Origin of the sequence: Peptoniphilus rhinitidis 1-13 (assembly GCF_000246925.1) — a bacterium.
Classification (GTDB): domain Bacteria; phylum Bacillota; class Clostridia; order Tissierellales; family Peptoniphilaceae; genus Peptoniphilus_A; species Peptoniphilus_A lacydonensis.
Genome location: NZ_BAEW01000003.1, coordinates 1 through 19,520 on the forward strand (window position 1 = coordinate 1; position 19,520 = coordinate 19,520).

Annotated in this window: 17 protein-coding genes and 1 tRNA gene; all 18 read right to left on the minus strand. The window is 29.7% G+C overall.

What is annotated here, in order from left to right:
- Positions 1-162 precede the first annotated feature (162 nt).
- On the minus strand, positions 163-1,263 hold the full coding sequence (locus RH95_RS02775; RefSeq protein WP_010243013.1) for a tetratricopeptide repeat protein: 1,101 nt from the start codon (positions 1,261-1,263) through the stop codon (positions 163-165).
- Complete coding sequence (locus RH95_RS02780; protein WP_010243016.1) at positions 1,264-2,025, minus strand: hypothetical protein; 762 nt, start codon at positions 2,023-2,025, stop codon at positions 1,264-1,266. It lies immediately after the preceding gene.
- A gap of 4 nt (positions 2,026-2,029) precedes the next feature.
- A complete protein-coding gene (gene argS, locus RH95_RS02785; RefSeq protein WP_010243019.1) occupies positions 2,030-3,739 on the minus strand; it encodes an arginine--tRNA ligase in 1,710 nt (569 codons plus the stop codon).
- Positions 3,740-3,748: 9 nt separating this feature from the next.
- A complete protein-coding gene (locus RH95_RS02790) occupies positions 3,749-6,121 on the minus strand; it encodes an endonuclease MutS2 (protein ID WP_010243029.1) in 2,373 nt (790 codons plus the stop codon).
- Positions 6,114-8,456: a U32 family peptidase gene (locus tag RH95_RS02795; protein WP_010243030.1), complete on the minus strand. Its 2,343-nt coding sequence runs from the start codon at positions 8,454-8,456 to the stop codon at positions 6,114-6,116. The genes RH95_RS02790 and RH95_RS02795 overlap by 8 nt, the downstream gene beginning before the upstream one ends.
- Positions 8,443-8,994 (minus strand): cell division protein ZapA, encoded by a 552-nt coding sequence (locus tag RH95_RS02800; protein WP_010243031.1) that lies wholly within the window; start codon positions 8,992-8,994, stop codon positions 8,443-8,445. The genes RH95_RS02795 and RH95_RS02800 overlap by 14 nt, the downstream gene beginning before the upstream one ends.
- Before the next feature lie 10 nt (positions 8,995-9,004).
- A complete protein-coding gene (gene pheT, locus RH95_RS02805; RefSeq protein ID WP_010243032.1) occupies positions 9,005-11,380 on the minus strand; it encodes a phenylalanine--tRNA ligase subunit beta in 2,376 nt (791 codons plus the stop codon).
- A gap of 10 nt (positions 11,381-11,390) precedes the next feature.
- Entirely contained in the window at positions 11,391-12,413 is a 1,023-nt protein-coding gene (gene pheS, locus RH95_RS02810; protein WP_010243033.1) for a phenylalanine--tRNA ligase subunit alpha, read from the minus strand.
- A 156-nt stretch (positions 12,414-12,569) separates the two neighbouring features.
- Positions 12,570-12,645: transfer RNA gene (locus tag RH95_RS02815), tRNA-Trp, on the minus strand.
- A gap of 109 nt (positions 12,646-12,754) precedes the next feature.
- Positions 12,755-13,345 (minus strand): dephospho-CoA kinase, encoded by a 591-nt coding sequence (coaE, locus tag RH95_RS02820; RefSeq protein WP_010243034.1) that lies wholly within the window; start codon positions 13,343-13,345, stop codon positions 12,755-12,757.
- Positions 13,332-15,989, minus strand: coding sequence for a DNA polymerase I (gene polA, locus RH95_RS02825; RefSeq protein WP_010243035.1), 2,658 nt, complete (start codon positions 15,987-15,989; stop codon positions 13,332-13,334). Before polA ends, coaE begins: the two co-directional genes overlap by 14 nt.
- Positions 15,990-16,096: 107 nt before the next feature.
- A complete protein-coding gene (locus RH95_RS02830) occupies positions 16,097-16,396 on the minus strand; it encodes a rhodanese-like domain-containing protein (protein WP_010243046.1) in 300 nt (99 codons plus the stop codon).
- A gap of 51 nt (positions 16,397-16,447) precedes the next feature.
- Positions 16,448-16,825 (minus strand): RidA family protein, encoded by a 378-nt coding sequence (locus tag RH95_RS02835; RefSeq protein ID WP_010243048.1) that lies wholly within the window; start codon positions 16,823-16,825, stop codon positions 16,448-16,450.
- Between the two features lie 2 nt (positions 16,826-16,827).
- The gene (rsfS, locus tag RH95_RS02840; protein WP_010243051.1) at positions 16,828-17,178 is read right to left on the minus strand and encodes a ribosome silencing factor; all 351 of its coding nucleotides are present in this window, start codon (positions 17,176-17,178) and stop codon (positions 16,828-16,830) included.
- A gap of 8 nt (positions 17,179-17,186) precedes the next feature.
- A complete protein-coding gene (locus RH95_RS02845) occupies positions 17,187-18,065 on the minus strand; it encodes an LCP family protein (protein WP_010243054.1) in 879 nt (292 codons plus the stop codon).
- Complete coding sequence (yqeK, locus tag RH95_RS02850) at positions 18,062-18,634, minus strand: bis(5'-nucleosyl)-tetraphosphatase (symmetrical) YqeK (protein ID WP_010243056.1); 573 nt, start codon at positions 18,632-18,634, stop codon at positions 18,062-18,064. Before yqeK ends, RH95_RS02845 begins: the two co-directional genes overlap by 4 nt.
- Positions 18,624-19,232: a nicotinate-nucleotide adenylyltransferase gene (gene nadD / locus RH95_RS02855; protein ID WP_010243058.1), complete on the minus strand. Its 609-nt coding sequence runs from the start codon at positions 19,230-19,232 to the stop codon at positions 18,624-18,626. The genes yqeK and nadD overlap by 11 nt, the downstream gene beginning before the upstream one ends.
- Positions 19,232-19,519, minus strand: a complete 288-nt coding sequence (gene yhbY, locus RH95_RS02860) for a ribosome assembly RNA-binding protein YhbY (protein ID WP_010243059.1) — start codon at positions 19,517-19,519, stop codon at positions 19,232-19,234. Before yhbY ends, nadD begins: the two co-directional genes overlap by 1 nt.
- Position 19,520 lies beyond the last annotated feature (1 nt).

Sequence of the window (19,520 nt, forward strand, 5' to 3'; positions counted from 1 at the left end):
GTTCTTGCTACTCTTGAAGTAGCTTTTTTATTATATCTTCTCAAAAAAAATTTGTCAAGTAAAATTTACTTTTTTTTGAATTATTTTACTTTGTTTTTAAGAAGTGCTGTCCTCGCTAGACAACTTGTTCAGTATACACTGATTTTTGAATCGTGTCAATACTTAATTTAATTTTTTTATTAAATTTTCTAATTCTTCTTTTGGACTTAGACTATTGGCTTTTTTTAGGTATTCTATTCCTTTTTCTTTCTCTTTTATATTTAAATATATTATCCCTAAATTATAATTTAAAATGTAACTGTCTTTCATTTCTTCTAAACCCAATTTTAATGTTTCTATTGATTTGTCAAATCTATTTTTTGATGCATAAAGTGTTGACAATAAATTTACATTTTCTTCTAATACCTTTTTTTCTACTGATAACTTTATATATTCTTCTGCACTTTTTAAATCTCCTATGTTGTAATATGTTATGCCATAGATGTAATAAAACTCTTCGTCTTTATTAAAATTTTCTGAAATTCCTTTTAACAAATTTAGTGCTTTTTCATATTCTCCATAAGATAGATATGTCTTTGCCGAGTCAAAATTTACATAATCTTTTATTGTTTCTATTTCGCATCTAACTTCCTCTTTTAATTCTTCATCATAAGATGTATTTAAAAATCTTTCAAAATACATATTTGCTTTTATATATTTTCGAAGCGACAAATTTATATAAGCAAGCCTATAATAGGAAAGGCTATATTCCTCGTCCAAATTCAAAACTTTGTTATAATTTTTTATTATTATATTTAAAAGTTTTTCACTCTTTTCATAGTCATCTTTTATTTTATTATAAAGAGCTTCTAATATATTTGATTCTTTAAAGATTATGTCCGCGTCTTCTCCTTCAATTAATTCATAACCTTTTAAAAATATATAAGAATCTAAGGGATCTTTTTCTTGATTTAAAAAAGCCTTGTGCATAGCATAATTTTTTAAATCTATATTTAAAGCTTTTAAAATTTCTTTATATTTTTCAGCATATTTAAATTCACTATCTATTCCCAAAAGATAAATCATTGCTTCTGTTATTTTTTCAAGGTTTATCTCTTCTTCTAATTCTTTATCCTTTACTCCTTCTATAATATAGTCTAACTTTATGGGCAAAGAGAAACCAACGGGAAGTGTCAAATCTTCCAGTTGGTATTCTTTTTTTAGCTCTATAAAAACTATATTTTTTAATTTTTTGTTTCTTTCTTCTTTAAAAAGATTTTCCATTTAAATTTCTCCCATATATGCTCTTTTTCTTCTTGTAGACCCTTGTAATATTTTATACAAGTTTCCTCTAAATACCGCATAAATTGCTGTCACAATAGTTGCCAATAAAATTCTTATATTATAGAGATTTAATAAATTCTTATAATAAATTCCATTTACTAAGTTTTCGCCAAGAGGAATATCTATGACACTACTTGACGCTATTGTGGATACAAAATCAAAACCAATAAGATGTAAAATTAATAAATATACTACGTAAGGAATAACCCATAGGCAAAAATTTTCTTTCATAAATTCAAAGGAATGTGTATAGGCACTTGTATAATATTCTCCTCTTATATAAATTGATTCCGCTATCGGATTTATAATTAGATTTATTATAACTGCTAAAATTAAATTCCCTCCAAATACTGGAATTATCCAAGATATTATTATTAATATAAAATAAACCGAATAAATTGATGCAAAATAACTTTTAAATGTATCTTTAAAATTTCTAAAACTAATTCTGTTATAGTAAATTAAATCACTTAGAATTGAAAAATAACTCGAAAGTATAAGAGAAGTTATAACAGGCATTAAAAATCCCATAAATACTCCTGATACCATCCCTAATATATTTCCAAATACTATCATTGCAAGGCTATAAATTATTCCGTACAAAAAAGGAACTATTAAAATTAGTGGTGAACTTTTTATTTTTGTCAAAGTATCTTTAGATGCTTTAGAATAAACTAATTTTAAATCTTCAAAAAAACTCATTTTATCACATCTTTTCAGGAGCTTTTATCCCAAGTAGATAAAGTCCACTTGCAATAACATTTTTAACTGCATAACAAAGTAGAAGTCTTGTATTTTTTAATTTTTCATCTTCTACCAAAATTTGTGTTTGATTATAAAATTTATTGAAGTTCTTCGCAAGTTCCACTGTATATCTTGTAATGTAGTATGGTTCACATTTTTCACAAGCATCAATTACTACATTTGTGAAATTATAAAGAATTCTTATAATATCTATTTCAGACTCTTTATTTAATAGACTTGCATCAAATTCATTATTTATATCAAAATTACCTTTTGTTAAAAGGGAACAAATTCTTGCGTGAACGTATTGCACATAAGGTCCTGTTTCACCTTCAAAAGAAAGAGTCTTATCCCAGTTAAATGTATAGTCCTTTATTCTGCCGTTAAATAATTCTTGGAATTTTATTGCTCCTATTCCAACTGCTTGTGAAAGTTCTTCTTTGTTTTCTATTTTTTGGTGTTGTTCTTTTTCTCTGTTATCTAAAATTTCACGAACCTTATCTGTTGCTTTGTTCAGTACATCTTCTAAATATACAACTTTCCCCTTTCTAGTTGAAAGTGTTCCATCTTCAAGAGAAACCATTCCAAAAGGTACATGAACTATTTCATCATACCAATCAAAGCCTGCTTTTTTAAGTGCAGATTTCAATTGTTTAAAGTGAAGACTTTGTTGACTTCCTACAACATAAATATTTTTATATGGTCTATAATTTTCATGTCTATATTTTGCTGCAGCTAAATCTCTTGTCAAATAAATTGTTGTTCCATCACTTTTTACAACAATTGCTGGAGGAAGATCATACTCTTCTAAGTTAATTACTTCCGCACCTTCTGACTCTTCAAGTACATTTTTACTGCGAAGTTCCTCTATAAGTGCAGGCATTTTATCTGAGTAAAAAGATTCACCATTGTAAGAATCAAAGTGAATATCAAGCATATCATAAACTCTATTAAATTCCTTTAATGAAACTTCTTTAAACCATTTCCAAATTTCTACGGCCTCTTCATTTCCATTTTCAAGTTCCTTAAACCAGTATCTACACTTGTCTTTTACATCTTTGTCTTCTTCGCAAACTCCATTTACTTTTACATATAATTTTAAAAGTTCGTCAATAGGATTTTCTTCAATAGCTTCTTTACTCCCCCAAGTTTTGTACGCATAAATAAGCATACCAAATTGAGTCCCATAATCGCCAAGGTGATTTATTGCAATTGTATTGTAACCCAAAAATTTATAAATCCTTTTTAGCGAATCTCCTATTACTGTTGACCTAATGTGACCAATATGAAAAGGCTTTGCTATATTTGTTGAAGAGTATTCCACAACTACATTTTTATTTTCACCATAATTTACCTTTCCAAAATCTTCTTTTTTTTCAATAGTTTCTTTTAAGATTTCCTCTGCCAAAAGACTTTTGTTGATATAAAAATTTAAATAGGCATTTTTATTTTCAACTTTCTCAAAATATTTTGAATTAATTTCTCCTGCAAGTTCTTCCGCAATAATGGCAGGATTTTTTCTGTAAACTTTTGCCAAACTAAACACTGGAAAAGCAAAATCACCAAGTTCATAATTTGGCGGAATTTCAATCATTTTATCTATTTCTAGTGGATTTAAACTTTCAATTTTTTCATCAAGTATTTTTATTATTTCTTCTCTAAAATTTATCATCCTAACTCCTTACTTTAATGTTACGACAGTTACACCATCGCCACCTTCATTGTACTGTGCATCTTTAAAAGACTCTATAATTTTTATCTGTTTAAAATATTCCCTAAGTTTTTTTCTAAGGACGCCTGTGCCCTTACCATGAATTATTCTAACTGATTTTAAGCCAGAAAGATAGGCATCATCTAAATATTTTTCTACAATATCTTTTGCATCGTCAAAATTCTTGCCCCTAATGTCAATTTCACTTTTTACATTAGTTGCTTTGCTCTTTAAAATCTTTTTAGTATTGTGCTTTGTCGTATCTTCCTGTACATCAATTCTAGTTAAAGATTCCTTAGGAAGTTTCATTTTCATAATTCCCGATTGAACAAGTACATTTCCCTTACTATCTGGAAGTTCAATAACAGTTGCCACGTTGCCAAGAGATGTCCTTACTTTATCTCCAACTTTTATTTCTCTTATCGGGTTAACTGCTTTTTTTATCTCAAGTTCAGAATTATTTCTAGAATTCTTTAAACTTTCACGCAAAAGATCCTGTGCCTCTTGAATTTTTTTAGAATTCTCAGAGTTTATATTATCTTTTGCTTCATTTATCTCAGACAAAATTATATCCACATTTTCCTTTGCATTTAAAAGAATTCTCTTTGCCTCTTCACGAGATTTTTCTAAAATTTTTTCTCTCTGATCTTCTAAATTCCTTATTTTCCCTTCAAGCTTTTTGTTTTCAATTTCTAAATCTCTTTTTTCTCTCTCAAGTTCTTCCTTGTATTCTCTAATTTTTGTCCTATCTTTGTCAATAGACTGCAAAACATCTTCAAATTCAATGTTTTCTGAACTCAAAAGCTTTTTGGATTCCTCTATAATTTCATTTGGAAGACCAAGTCTTCTTGAAATTTCAAAAGCATTAGACTTTCCTGGAACTCCTATTAGTAATCTATAAGTTGGAGAAAGACTATCTACATCAAATTCCATAGAGGCATTGGCAACTCCATCTGTTGTAAGAGCAAATACCTTTAGCTGGTTGTAATGAGTTGTGGAAATACATCTTATATTTCTTTTTAACATAGATTCCATTATCGCCCTTGCGAGAGCCGCCCCTTCTGTTGGGTCAGTACCAGCTCCAAGCTCATCAAATAAAACCAAAGAATTTTTTGTAACATTTTTCAAAGTGTAGACAATATTTACCATGTGAGATGAAAAAGTTGAAAGTGACTGTTCAATAGACTGTTCATCTCCAATGTCTGCAAAAACTTTTTCAAAAATTGCAATTTCTGAACTTTCTTCACAAGGTATCAAAAGTCCATATTGTGTCATAAGAGATAAAAGACCAACTGTCTTTAAACTTACTGTCTTACCACCAGTATTTGGCCCTGTTATTATAAGAGAAGAAAAATCTATTCCAAGATTTATATCAATTGGAACGGCAATTTTTCTATCTAAAAAAGGATGATATGCTCTTATTAAATTTATTCTTCCATCTTTATTTATCTTTGGCATATTTGCGTGGTACTTTATGCCAAGCCTCGCCTTTGCAAAAATAAAATCCAATTCAATTAATTTATCTTGATTTGACTTTATATATTCAGATGATTCTGCAACAAGTTCTGATAACTCTCTTAATATCTTTTCTATTTCTGCATTTTCTTTTATATATAATTCCTTTAATTCGTTGTTTGCTTCAACAACAGACATAGGCTCAATATATGCAGTTTGCCCACTGCTTGAGATGTCGTGAACAAGACCTCTTACCCTTGATTTATTTTCAATTTTTACAGGCACGACATAGCGCCCATCTCTAAGAGTTACTATCGCATCTTGCAAATAATTAGCTTGATTATTTAAAATTCCATTCAGCTTATTTTTTATAGAATTTTTTTTATCTGCAATTCCTCTTCTTATTCTCAGAAGTTCCCTTGAAGCATCATCTGCAATTTCTTCTTCAGATATAATTTTTGAATTAATTTCATCTTCTAATTTTTTCTCAGTATACAAATCTTCAATTAATTTGTCGATGTAATTTAACTTTATACTTTCATCACTGTTGGATTCTTTTTTTAGATAAGTTTTTAGCCCACGAGAAACTCTCAAAAAATCAGAAACTTGTAACAGTGCTGATGCAGAAAGTGATCCTCCAATTTCAACACGCTTAATAATATTTTTTATATCAACTATACCAAAAAGTTGTGGTTCGCCCTTTGATAAAATTAATTTCAATGCTTCATTTGTTTCATTTAATCTATTTTTGATTTCATCAAAATCCGTAGAAATTTCTATACTTTCAATATATTCACTTGTGATGCTTGCACTGGCAAGATTTTTTAGTTCGCCTAAAACCCTATCTAATTCCAAAGTTTTTGACGCTCTTTCAAAAGAATTATCCACTGACAATCCCCCTATTTATATGTCCCTTTGTAACTTGTCCATATTTATTTTCAATTTTTTTCTTTATATTTTCAAAATCTTTGTCATTATAATTTTTATACAAATTTATAACTTCATCTGTAAATTCATCTGCCAAAATTAAGAGATTTACATTATTTTTCTTTAATCTATTTACATATTCATCTAATAAAATTGGGTAGGAGTTAAAAATTTCTGTGAAAGTATTTTGCCTTAACACTTCAAAGTCTACATTTTTTTCATCCCTCAAAAGATAATTTTTGTACTTGCAACTTGGACAATTCCCCTCATCTACGCAATTTTTTACAACTGAATATGGGCAATGTTTCATTGTCATAACTGGCACTCTTCCATATGAAATTAAGTTGAAATCTACACTGTTATTTTTTACAATTTCTTGAATTTGTCTGCTATTTAGCTCTGGAGAGATTGTAATAGAATTTAAACCCAAATTATAAAAAAATTCAGCTGAATTACTGTTAAAAATATTTAATCCAATATCTGCATTGATTTTTACATCATCATCTTTAAAAATATAATATTCAGATAGATTATTTATCCAAACTCCCTCTACAACTTTATCTTTTAAAATATAGTTCCTTAAATTTTCAAGTTCTCTATAAGAATAAAATTTGTCGAGATAAATAGAAACTTCTCTTTTATATTTTTTCTTGAACTTCTCTAAGTCCTTTGCACGAATTATAATTTCATCAATATTAGAAAGATTTGTTTTATCTAAGTCCTCAAATTTATTAAAAAATACTTTTATTTTCGAATCTTTTGATTTGATTTTGGCCCTGTTAGATCCTTCTACAAAATTATAAGGATTCAAAACTCTATTTATGCTTTTTTCTAAAATTTTATTCTCTAATTTTTTCACAACTTCTCTTCTCATTTCATTAATAGCAGAAATTGGAAGAAAAGCACCCTCATCCAGATTTAGATCTACACTTCTAACCTCGAAAATACTATCTCCAGTCTTAGAAATATTTTCCAAAACTTTTTCTCTAGAAAGTCCAGATTTTTTTGCAACTTCAACTTTTTTATCTAATTCATAGTTTGTTTCAAATCCTTCTGTTTTTCCATTGATTTTAGGATTTTCCCCTATATTAATATTCAAATCTAAATCCAAATTTCTCTTAAAATTATAATTTTCAATTTTATCGTCAACTTTTTCATATAATTTTTTTGAATATGTTCTATTTATTTTAGAACCTTCTGTAGGCATTTTGTGAAGCACTAAATTAACTTCTTCTCCAAATTTATAAAATTCTCTTACCTTAAAACCAAACCTTCCCTTGTTTGACTCAAACTCAAGTCCATCACCTTCAAATACATCTACACTAAAAACTACTTTTGCAAAATTTTTGGAAATAGAAATAACTTTTCCAATTTCAACTCCTCTATTATCTGGTCTGTCAGAAGAAATAAAATTATTTCCAAAATCTCCATTAAAAAATCCCTTTGTGAAGCCTCTATTAAAAACTTGCTCTGTATTCTCTTTATCTTCTATTTTTAGTTTTCCCTCCAAAGCTTTTTTGTAAGAAGAAACAAGGGTATAGACATACTCTGGATTTTTCATTCTCCCTTCAATTTTTAGAGAATACCCGCCAGCATTAATCACCTTTGCCACATCATCTAATGTATTTAAATCCTTGGGAGAAATATAATAAAGCCTTCTTGCAATTTTATTTTTATGAAAATCTAAAATTTCATAAGACCTTCTACAAGACTGTGCACACTCTCCTCTATTGCCAGACTTTCCACCAATCATGGAACTCATTAGGCATTCGCCTGAATAACATACGCAAAGTGCACCATGTATAAAAGTTTCTATATCAATATCAAGTTCTTTTATCTTTTCAACTTCAAAAAGGGGAGTTTCTCGAGCAAGCACTACTCTGGAAAAACCCATTTCTTTTAAAAATGCTGCTCCATAGAAATTATTTACAGCCATCTGAGTAGATGCGTGTAATTCAAAATCGGGAAAGTCCTTTCTGATTCTATCGGCAATACCAATATCTTGAAGTATTAGTGCGTCAACACCAATATCATGTAGCATCTTTATACTTTCCATTGCTCTTTTTATTTCAAAATCTGCAATTAAAATATTAAATGTTACATAAATTTTTACATTTCTAAGGTGTGCAAATTTAACTGCTTCTTCTAACTCTTTTTTATTGAAATTTTTTGCCTTTGCTCTTGCAGAAAACTCATCATACCCTAAATAAACAGCATTAGCACCTGCTGATACAGCAGCCCTAAGAGCATTCATATCACCAGCAGGTGCTAAAATTTCATATTTACTTTTCTTCATAAAGATTTTCCAATTCTCTTGAAAGATCTATTATTCTTCTTGACGCATCGTTATTTTTTTCTTCTAAAGCAGAAATATTTCCCTCAAGCTTTTGTATCTCTTCTTTTAAATTTGCAATCTCAGAATTTTTATCAAGAAGATCTTTGTTCACTTTTCTATTTCTATCTTCTACATCCATGGACTTTTGTTGCAACTCTCTATAAATTTTGTTAACTTTTTTGTTTTCTTCTTCAAAAATAGAAAGCTGTTTTTTTAAATCTTTTATCTCTTCAATTTTTTCAATAATTTCTTTTTTATCTGCACCAACTTTATCTAAATCAATTTTATCAGCCTTAACTTTTTCTAAATCATCTAAAATATTTAGTGCACATAAAACAAGAGATTGTACTTGATTTAATTTGTAATTACTTTTTGAAGTTTCTTTTATCTTACCATCAAGTTCTTTTGCTAGGTCCTTAATATACTTTTCGTCATCATCTCCACAAACAAAAAATTTCATGCCATCAATAACAACTTCAATTCTCTTTGAATCGGACATAATAGCCTCCTTAGGATCTTAATTTAGCTTCAATTTCACTTTCAATCTCAGTAACTATTTTTTCACAAATTTCTGTAACTTCACTTTCCTCTAGAGTTCTATCAGCCGCTCTAAAAACAAGTGAAAAAGCAACAGATTTTTTGCCATCCTCAATATTTTTTCCTTCATATATATCAAAAACTTTAAAAGATTCTAAAAGTTCTTTGCCATATTTTTTAGAAATTTTTTCAAGTTCAACTGAATCCACATCTCTATCCATTACAAAGGCAAAGTCCCTTTTCATTGTAGGATATTTTGGCAATGCCTTGTATGTGTAATTATCTATTGTATTTTCAACTATTAAGTTAAAATCAAGTTCTGCAACATAAGCTCTCTTTTTTAAACCGTAATTTTCAAGTACCTTTGGATGCACTTCGCCAAAAACTCCAAGGCTCTTTCCATTTAAAATAAATTCTGCACTTCTTCCTGGATGAAGGAAGCTAGTTTCCCTTCTTCTCACTTCAAGATTATTTATTCCAAGATACCAAAGAGATTTTTCAATTGATTCTTTTAAATAATAAAAATCTCCAAGATCGTAAAATCCCATTGCAAGTTTTAACCTTTCAGAAGGAAGCTCCTCTTCAGTTGGGAAAAATGTATTTCCAATTTCAAAACCGCCTACATTGACATTGCCTCTTGCATAATTTTTTGAAAGAGCATCTATCATTGACGGAATCATTGTAGTTCTCATAATAGAGTAATCTTCGCCAAGGGGATTTAAAATTTTTATAATATTCTTTTCATCTTCTTTGTAATTTGCTTTTTCATAAGAAGAAGGACTGACAAAAGAATAAGTCATAAACTCAGAATATCCTAACCCAATAAGTTGATTTTTTATCCTATCTTCTACATTTCTAAATACAGGTTTTCTACCAACAGTCAAAGTCCCCTTTAACTTCTTAGGTTCAATATTGTCATAACCATAAATTCTTGCAATTTCTTCTATTAAATCTTCTTCTATGTCGAGATCAAGTCTAACAGTTGGTACCTTTGCAATAAGATAGTCATCTCTTACATCAGTTTCGATTTCAAATCTATTTAAAATATTAGAAATTTCATCCATTGTAAAGTCAACACCAATAAGATTATTTACTTTTTCTTTTCTTAATTCTATTTCTTTTTCTTTTCTATCAAAGTTTCCAACGTCTTTGTTTCCGCCAACAACTTCTGCAATTTCCATTTTTTCAGCAAGTTCACAAACTCTGTCAACAGCAGTCTTAGCTAAATTTACATCAATTCCCTTTTCAAATCTTGAAGACGCTTCACTTCTAAGATTAAGTCTTCTTGACGTTTTTCTAATATTTTCTTTGTTGAAGCTCGCACCTTCTAGAAGAACATTTACAGTTTTATCTGTAATTTCAGAATCAAGACCACCCATCACACCAGCAAGTCCAACAATTTCACTTCCATCAGTGATTAAAATATCGTCCTTTTCAAGCTTTCTAGTTTCTCCATCAAGGGTAACCATCTCTTCGCCATCTTCTGCCATTCTCACAACAATTTTTTTGTTTTTCAATGTGTCAAGATCAAAGGCATGAAGAGGTTCACCATATTCAAGCATAACAAAATTTGTAAGGTCAACTATATTTGAAACTGGTCTTACCCCTGCTTGCATAAGGTAAGCTTGTAGCCAAAGTGGAGAAGGACCAATCTTAATATTTTTTAAAATCTTTGAATAATATCTATTACAATTTTCAGTTTCAACAATTATATCATCAAAAAATTCCGAAAAATTGGAAACTTCATTTTCAATTTTTATATCATTGTGTTTAGTTTTTAAATCAAAGGATGCGGCAGTTTCCACAGCCATTCCCATAATACTAAGACAGTCTGGCCTATTGGGAGTAATTTCAAGTTCAAGAATCTCATTATCCATAAAAAGAACTTCTATGGCAGACTTGCCTATTTCGGTACCTTCTGGAAAAATAAAAATTCCATTTTTTGCTTCTTTAGGTATAACAGAATTTTCAAATCCAAGTTCTTCAAGAGAACACAACATTCCATTTGATTCAACTCCACGAAGTTTACCCTTTTTTATCTTAACACCATCAGCAAGAGTAGACCCGTGAAGAGCAACAGGAACAATCGCACCTTCGAAAACATTTGATGCACCAGTAACAATTTGTAAAATTTCGTCACCAACGTTTACAGAACAAATCACAAGTTTATCTGCATCGGGATGCTTTTCAATTTTTTCAATTTTCCCAACTACAATTTTATTTAAACCATCATCAGGGATAATAATAGATTCAACATGAGAACCAGAATTAGAAAGCCCATCAGCAAGCTTTTTCACATCAAAATCGAAATCAACATAATCTTTTAGCCATTTAATCGGTAATAACATATCTATCTCCTTAAAACTGTTCCAAGAACTTTTTGTTGTTTTCAAACATCATTCTTATATCTGTGATATTGTACCTTACCATTGCAATTCTGTCGATTCCCATGCCAAAGGCAAAACCAGAATATTTTTCAGGATCAATTCCACAATTTTTAAGAACATTTGGGTGAACCATTCCACATCCCAAAAGTTCCATACTCCATCCAGTATAATTGCAAGCCTTACAACCCTTGCCACCACAACTAGGACAAGTAGTATCGACTTCTAAACTTGGCTCAGTAAACGGGAAGTAATGAGGTCTAAATCTAGTCTTCATATCTTCTCCAAAAAATGCCTTTACAAAATAATTTAAAGTGTCAATTAAATTTGCAACAGAAATTTTTTCATCTACAACAAGCCCTTCAAGTTGATGAAACATTGGTGAGTGAGTAGCATCAACTTCATCAGACCTAAAAACTCTGCCAGAACATATCATGCGAATTGGAGCTCCATGTTCTTTCATTGCTCTAACTTGAACAGGTGAAGTTTGGGATCTAAGTATAGTATTATCATTAAAATAAAAGGTATCTGACATATCTCTTGAAGGGTGATCCTTTGGTGCATTTAAAAGGTCAAAATTATTTTCAACAGTTTCAATTTCAGGCCCATCGTAAACTGTGAAACCCATATGTGTAAATAAATCTTCAAGATCTTCAAGAGTCTTCTTTAGAGGATGTCTGTGTCCCAAATAAATATCATCAGTCTTTAAAGTAACATCGATTCTTTCCTCACGAAGTTTTTCCTTTAATATTTTGTCGTTAATCTCAATCTTTTTTTCTTCAATAGATTTTTCAATATCTTCACGCACTTCATTGGCAAGAGCACCCATAACAGGCCTTTCTTCTTTGGAAAGATCCTTCATGCCTTTTAATATTTTAGTTATCTCTCCCTTTTTGCCCAAGTACTTAACTTTAAGTTCATCTATCTCTTTAATTGTATTAACTTTATTTAAAAGTTTCATGGATTCATCTTTGATTCCAAGTAATTTTTCTTTCATGTTGACCTCCAATTCATAATATATAATTATATCATAGTTATAAAATTTTTTTAAATAAATTCAATAGAAATTCCCATTTTATCAATATGTAGAGTAACTATATTATAAATTTTAAAAATGGGCATAAAAAAACTGACTGCTTGCGCAATCAGTAATTGGCAGGGGTAGCAGGACTCGAACCCACGACACTTGGTTTTGGAGACCAATGTTCTACCAACTGAACTATACCCCTAGGACAAGTTATATCTTAACAAAGAAATTAGGAATTGTAAAGTTATTTTTATATTTTGTAAATTTTTCCTTGCAAAAAAATGTGTTGGAAAATTTCCAACACATCTCTTTTATTTTTTTAAATTTTCTTCTACTTGGGCGAAAGTTTCTTCTAAAATACCTGAGTTGTCAATTATGACATCTGCTTTTTTTCTCTTCTCTTCAACAGAAATTTGCGAATTTATTTTTTTCTCTGCATATTCTCTTGAAATTCTATCTCTATCCATGAGCCTTTTTATCTGGGTTTCCCTGTCAACATAGACAAGCCAAATCTCGTCAAACTCAAGTCCATACTTCTTATTTATATCTTCATTTTCAAAGAGAAGGGGTATGTCCACGAAAACGAGGTCTTCCTTGCCCCTAGTCTTTTTATTTATCTCTTTGTAAATTTCTGGATGCATTATATCATTTAATTTTTGGCGGTGAATTTTTTTTGCAAAAATAATTTCAGCCAGCTTTTTTCTGTCCAGCTGGTCATTGATGTAAAGGTCATCTCCAAATACTTTTTTGATTTTATTTTTTACAGATTTATAGTTTGCCACATCCCTTGCTATTAAATCTGCGTCAACTACCTTTATGCCCTTGCCCTTTAAATATTTTGAGACCTGAGATTTTCCCGTTGCAATAGAGCCTGTGAGGCCAATAATTTTACTTTGATTCATAGAGATTTACTCCAGTGTTCATGTCCACAGAAAGTTTTACATTTAAGTCAACGGAATTTTCCATTAAGTCCTTCATAATTTTTTTTACTTCTTCAACTTCATCTTCTACTGCATCAACAACAAGTTCGTCGTGAATTTGAATTATCAGTTTGGACTTTAACTTTCTCTTTTTAAGTTCACTATAAACTTTTACCATGGCAATTTTTATTATGTCTGCTGCCGAACCTTGAATTGGTGTGTTTAGTGCGACCCTCTCTCCAAAACTTCTTATGTTAAAATTCTTTGCATTGAGCTCTGGTATATATCTTCTCCTCTTGAAAATTGTTTCCACATAGCCCTTCTTTTTGCCCTTTTCTATTTCCTCTGACATATAATTTTTTATTCCAACAAAGTGTTCTAGATAGTTGTCAATGTATTCCTTTGCTGCTTTTCGTGGAATATTTAAATTTTGGGAAAGACCATAGTCTGAAATTCCATAGACTATTCCAAAGTTTACTGCTTTTGCCTCTGATCTTTGGAGTGAAGTCACATCTTCATAATCTACATGAAATACTTCTGATGCAGTTTTTCTATGAATATCAAGTCCCTCTGTAAAAGCATTTAGCATTTCTTTGTCATTTGAAAGTGCAGCAAGTACACGAAGTTCAATTTGTGAATAATCTGCGTCAACTAAAATAGAATTTTCTGACGCCAAAAATGCCTTTCTAATTAGTTTTCCTTCCTCAGTTTTTATTGGAATATTTTGAAGATTTGGCTCTGTCGAAGAAATTCTTCCAGTAGATGTAACTGTCTGCATAAACCTTGAGTGAATTCTATTTGTATTTTTATTTATTACGGCTTTCAAACCATCTATATAAGTGGACTTTAATTTAGAAAACTTTCTATAATCTAAAATATTTTCAATTATTTCGCCCTTGTCCTTTAATTTTTCAAGTACATCTGCAGAAGTTGAATATCCTGTTTTTGTCTTTTTAATTACAGGGAAATCCATTTTTTCAAACAAAATTATTCCCAATTGTTTCGGTGAATTAATATTAAATTCTTCATCAGCCTCTTCATAAATTTTTGCTTCAAGACTTTTCAACTTTTCAGTTATTTCTCTATCAATTTCATTTAAAACATCTATATTGGTGTTTATCCCAACATATTCCATTGATGCAAGGACTTCTACTAACGGAAGTTCCATATCTTCATAAAGAGAAATCATATTTTCTTCTTTAATTTTTTCTTTTTGTAAATCTCCTACATTGTAAACTGTATTTAAAACAAAGGCGAAATACTTAAATAAATCTTCAATTTCTAGTTCAGAATATTTCTTTCTCTTCGCACCCTTTCCAAGGAGATCCTCTTCATCTAAATATCCATTTTTAAAATATTCAAGAGAAATTTTATTTATATCATAATCACTTTTAGTTGAATTTAAAATATATTCAGCAATTTTTGCGTCGTGAGTATAGTTTTTAATATCAATTCCAAGATCCATTAAAATTATTATGTCTTCTTTTATTTCATAGCCCAATTTTTCTATGTCTTCATCTTCCATAATATCTTTTAAATTTTTTAAATCTAAATCTTCCCACTTTATAAAACTTGCAAAATCATCTTTAGCCTTTATGGATAGATAAGTTGGAACTACATTTTCATAAATTTTTCCATCTGTTATAAATTTAAAAGCAAAAGATTTAGATTTCTTTAATTTTTTTATAATATTATCTAAATTTTTTTCCTCAACAAATTTAAAATTATCCTCAGAAATTTCTTCTATATCCTCCTTTTGATATTCCTTCGGAAGCCTTTTTAACATTGAACTAAATTCAAAATCACGATACATCTGAGAAAGTTTCTCATAATCGTAAGGAGTTTTCTTGAAATCATCTAAACTTTCATCTATGGGAACATCTCTCACAATTGTGCCAAGTTTCTTGCTCATAAAGGCAGACATTTTGCCATCAATTAATTTTTCTTTTAATTTTTTCCCAGATATGTCCTCAATGTTGTCGTAAAGATTTTCAATATTTTTAAACTCTTTTATAATCTTGAGTCCAGTTTTTTCACCAATTCCATAGATCCCAGGTATATTGTCTGACGAATCACCCATTAGAGCCTTTAGCTCAATAAACTGTTTTGGTTCAATTTCATAATCTTCTTTTAGACTCTCAATAGTTACTATGTCCATTTCTGTTATGCCTTTTCTAGTTAAAAGGACTTTTGTATTTTCGTCAACAAGTTGAAAGTAATCTTTGTCACCTGTTAAAAGATAAGTTTCAAAATTTTCTTCACTTGCAATTTTTGCAAGTGTGCCAGCAATATCATCTGCTTCGTATACTGGAGATTCCAAAATTTTTATATTCATGTAATTTAAAATATCACGTACAAGAGGCCATTGTTGTTCAAGTTCATTTGGTGTCTTTTGTCTAGTTCCCTTATAATCCTTATAAATATCTGATCTAAAAGTTTTACCTTTCATATCGAAACAAACTGCAACATGAGTAGGGTTTATCTTTTCAATTGCGTTTTCAACCATCATTACAAAACCATAAATTGCATTAGTATAAAGACCTCTCTTAGTTTTTAAAAGAGGAAGAGCGTAAAAAGCTCTAAAAAAAAGCGAACTTCCATCTATAATTAAAAATTTATTTTCCATAAAAACCTCCTCATTACATTATAGCAGAATTTACTATAAAAAATTTGCAAATAAAAAATCCCAGTGAATTAAAATTTATCGCTAGGATTAAAATGTTTATTAAATTTTCACAATCCATTTTCTTCTAATTTTCCCTTATAATCTAAGATTCCGCCTTCTAGATTTATCGCTTCGTAACCAAGCTCATCTAAATAATTTGAAACTTGAAAAGACCTCTGTCCACTTCTGCAAAGTATGTAAACTTTCCTGTCCTTTGGAATTTTGTCTAAATTATTTGGAATTTTCATCATTGGAATATGAATGGCATCTTTTATCGTTCCAGTTTCAATAATTTCTTCTTTTTCTCTTACATCAATGACAAATGGTTTTTCTATTTTGTCTATTTCATTTACATTTATTTCTTTCATCTTTATCACCTAAAATTTTATAACTTAAAAAAGACCCCGAAGGGTCAAATATTATTTTACTGCTATTGCTTCGATTTCAAGAAGTCCATTCTTTGGAAGGTTGGCTACTTCAACACAAGATCTTGCAGGTTTATGTTCACTAAAATATTCTGCATAAACTTCATTTACTGCTGCAAAATCATTTACATCATCTAAGAATATATTAACTTTTACAACTTTTTCCATACTTGATCCTGCTTCTTCTAAAATTGCCTTGATGTTGTCAAGACTTCTTGCAGTCGCTTTTTTTATGTCATCAGATATAAGTTCTCCTGTTTCTGGAACAAGTGGAAGTTGTCCTGATGTAAAAATAAATCCATTTACTTCTGTTGCTTGTGAATAAGGACCTACTGCTGCAGGTGCTTTGTCTGTGTGTAGTGTTTTAACCATTATTATTCCTCCTCAATATTTTCATTATTTTCGCTACTTTCCCACAATCTTTCAAGATTATAATATTCTCTTTCATCTTTGTGGAATACATGAACTATTATATCACCAAAATCTAAAATTATCCATCTGCTAGAATTTTTACCTTCACTATTAAGTGGATTTATTCCCTTTTCTGAAAGCTTTTCATCAATTTCTCTTGCGAGTGCATCAACTTGTGTTGAAGAACTTCCACTAACTATTACAAAATAATCTGCAATAGACGTCATGCCCTTGATGTCTAAAACTTTAATATCAATTCCCTTTTTAGATTCACAAGATTTTACAATAATATCTAACTTTTCTTGTACTGTCATTTTGCCTCCTATTTAAAATTATTTTCTAAAAGCATTACCTGTATTTTATTATCATCTGGAACGAAATAGGATACTCCTCCCATATATTTTGGAATACCTGGAAGTGTATTTGTAACAATATCTTCACTTGTTATGCCACGCATTTTTATTGCAATTTTGGCAAGTTTTTTTGCCGGAATATTATTTTCAGAATAATTAACATAAGAACTCATAAGAAGTGGCGCCTTCAATAAAGTTTTTGGTTCCTTCATTTTAGAAAGAAGAGATGACATAAACTGTTGTTGTGCTTTTACTCTGCCAAGGTCTGCATCAGGGTATCCCTTTCTATATCTCAAAAAACCTATGGCATCATTTCCTTTTAAAGTCTGCGTTCCCTCTTTTATATCAATTTTTAATGGTGGGTCTGCTGTTGGATCTTCGTAATTCATATCAAGAGGAACATCAACTGTCACGCCACCAATTTTATCTACAACATCTTCTACAAATCTATAATCCACTGTTACATAATATTTTATATCTGTTCCTAGTAAATTATTTACAGTATCTAAAGTGAGTTCACTTCCTCCATACTTAAAGGAATGATTGATTTTGGTCTTCTTATAACCCTTTATGGAACTATAAGTATCTCGTGGAATTGAAATAATATTTACCTTGCCACTTTTACAATCAACATTTACTACCATAATAGTGTCAGATCTTGCATTATCAGCTTTTCTTGAATCAAGAGAGTCCACTCCAAGCATCAAAAATTGTAAATTTTCTTTTCCATCATCAATTTTATCTTCTTCATTATCATTTAAAAAATAAAAATAGCCAGCAAATCCAATAAGAGCTAAAATTATAATTACTAATATTGTAGTAAGAAAAGATTTAAAAAAAGTTTTCAATTACTCATCTCCTCATAAAAATTTCTAGCAAGTACTGTTTCTACGACAATATATTTGTCTTTCTCAACTAAAAATTTTAGAGTATTGTTAAGTGCAAAATACATTGCAGAATCTAAATCTTTTTTTGCAAGCTTTCTTGCAACATCTACTCCATCAAAGTTTCTCATAGGTTCAATATAATCTGCCAAAAAAATAATTTTCTCAAGATCACTCATATTAGGTCTTCCTGTTGTATGATATGATATTGCATTTAAAATATCTTCGTCATCTATTCCATATAAATTTTTTGCCATTACTCTTCCTAAATGAGAGTGTATAATTTGAGGAGCCCTTTTCATCTCTTCTGTAATCAAAAGGCCCTGATTTTTTGCTTCCTTAATAAGTTTCTTTTCATCTCTAATTTTTGCACAATCGTGTAAAAATCCTGCAATCTCCGCTTTTTCTGGATCAACACCATATATATTTGCAAGATCTATTGCAACATCTCTTACACGAATTGTATGGAGGTATCTTTTTTCTCCAATTCTTTCACAAGTTTCAGATTCAAATTTTTTTAAGTCATTGTTCAACTTTGTAAAACCCGCTTTCTTTTATATAATTCACCACATTATTTGGAATTAAATATCTAACAGATTTTTCATCCCTAATTCTTGTTCTTAGTTCCGTAGAAGAAATTTCATAAAGAGGTGTGTGAATAATCTCAACTATTGTACCATAATTTTCTCTCAAAAATTTCAGCTCTCTATTTATTTCATCAATATCAATATACTTTGGTCTAAGAGCAACTACAAATTCAATTTCTCTTGAAAGTTCTTCAATTTTTCTCCAAGTTTTCAGTTGAAATAAAGTATCCAAACCTATTAAAAAAAATAATTTTTGATTTTCATAGATTTTCTTAAGTTCTATAATTGTATCTACTGTATATGACAAATTAACTCTATTTGTTTCAATATCAGAAATTTCAAAATCTGGATTTGAACTTATTGCTAGCTTTACCATATTGTATCTATCTATTGCAGACACATCTAAACTCTTGTGCGGAGGATTTCCCGTTGGTATGAAAATAACTTTATCAAGACCCAGTTCTTCTTTTAAATATTCACAAATCATCAAATGACCAAAGTGAATTGGATTAAAAGTTCCTCCAAAAATTCCATACTTTTCCATTACAATTCTATCTTTTTATTTTCTTTAGATTCTCTATAAATTGTAAGTTTTTTGCCAATTTTTTGCACAAATTCTGCACCAGTAGCATCCAAAATTTCATCTACAATTTCATCAACTTCCACTGGTGCATTTTGTAAAACATTTATTTTTACAATTTCATGATCTTCCAAAAGTATATCTATTTGTTTTAAAAATCCATCGTTTATACCATCTTTTCCAAGTTGAATAAGTGGATCCATATTGTGAGCAAGACTCTTTAAATATGCTCTTTCTTTTCCTGTTAACATT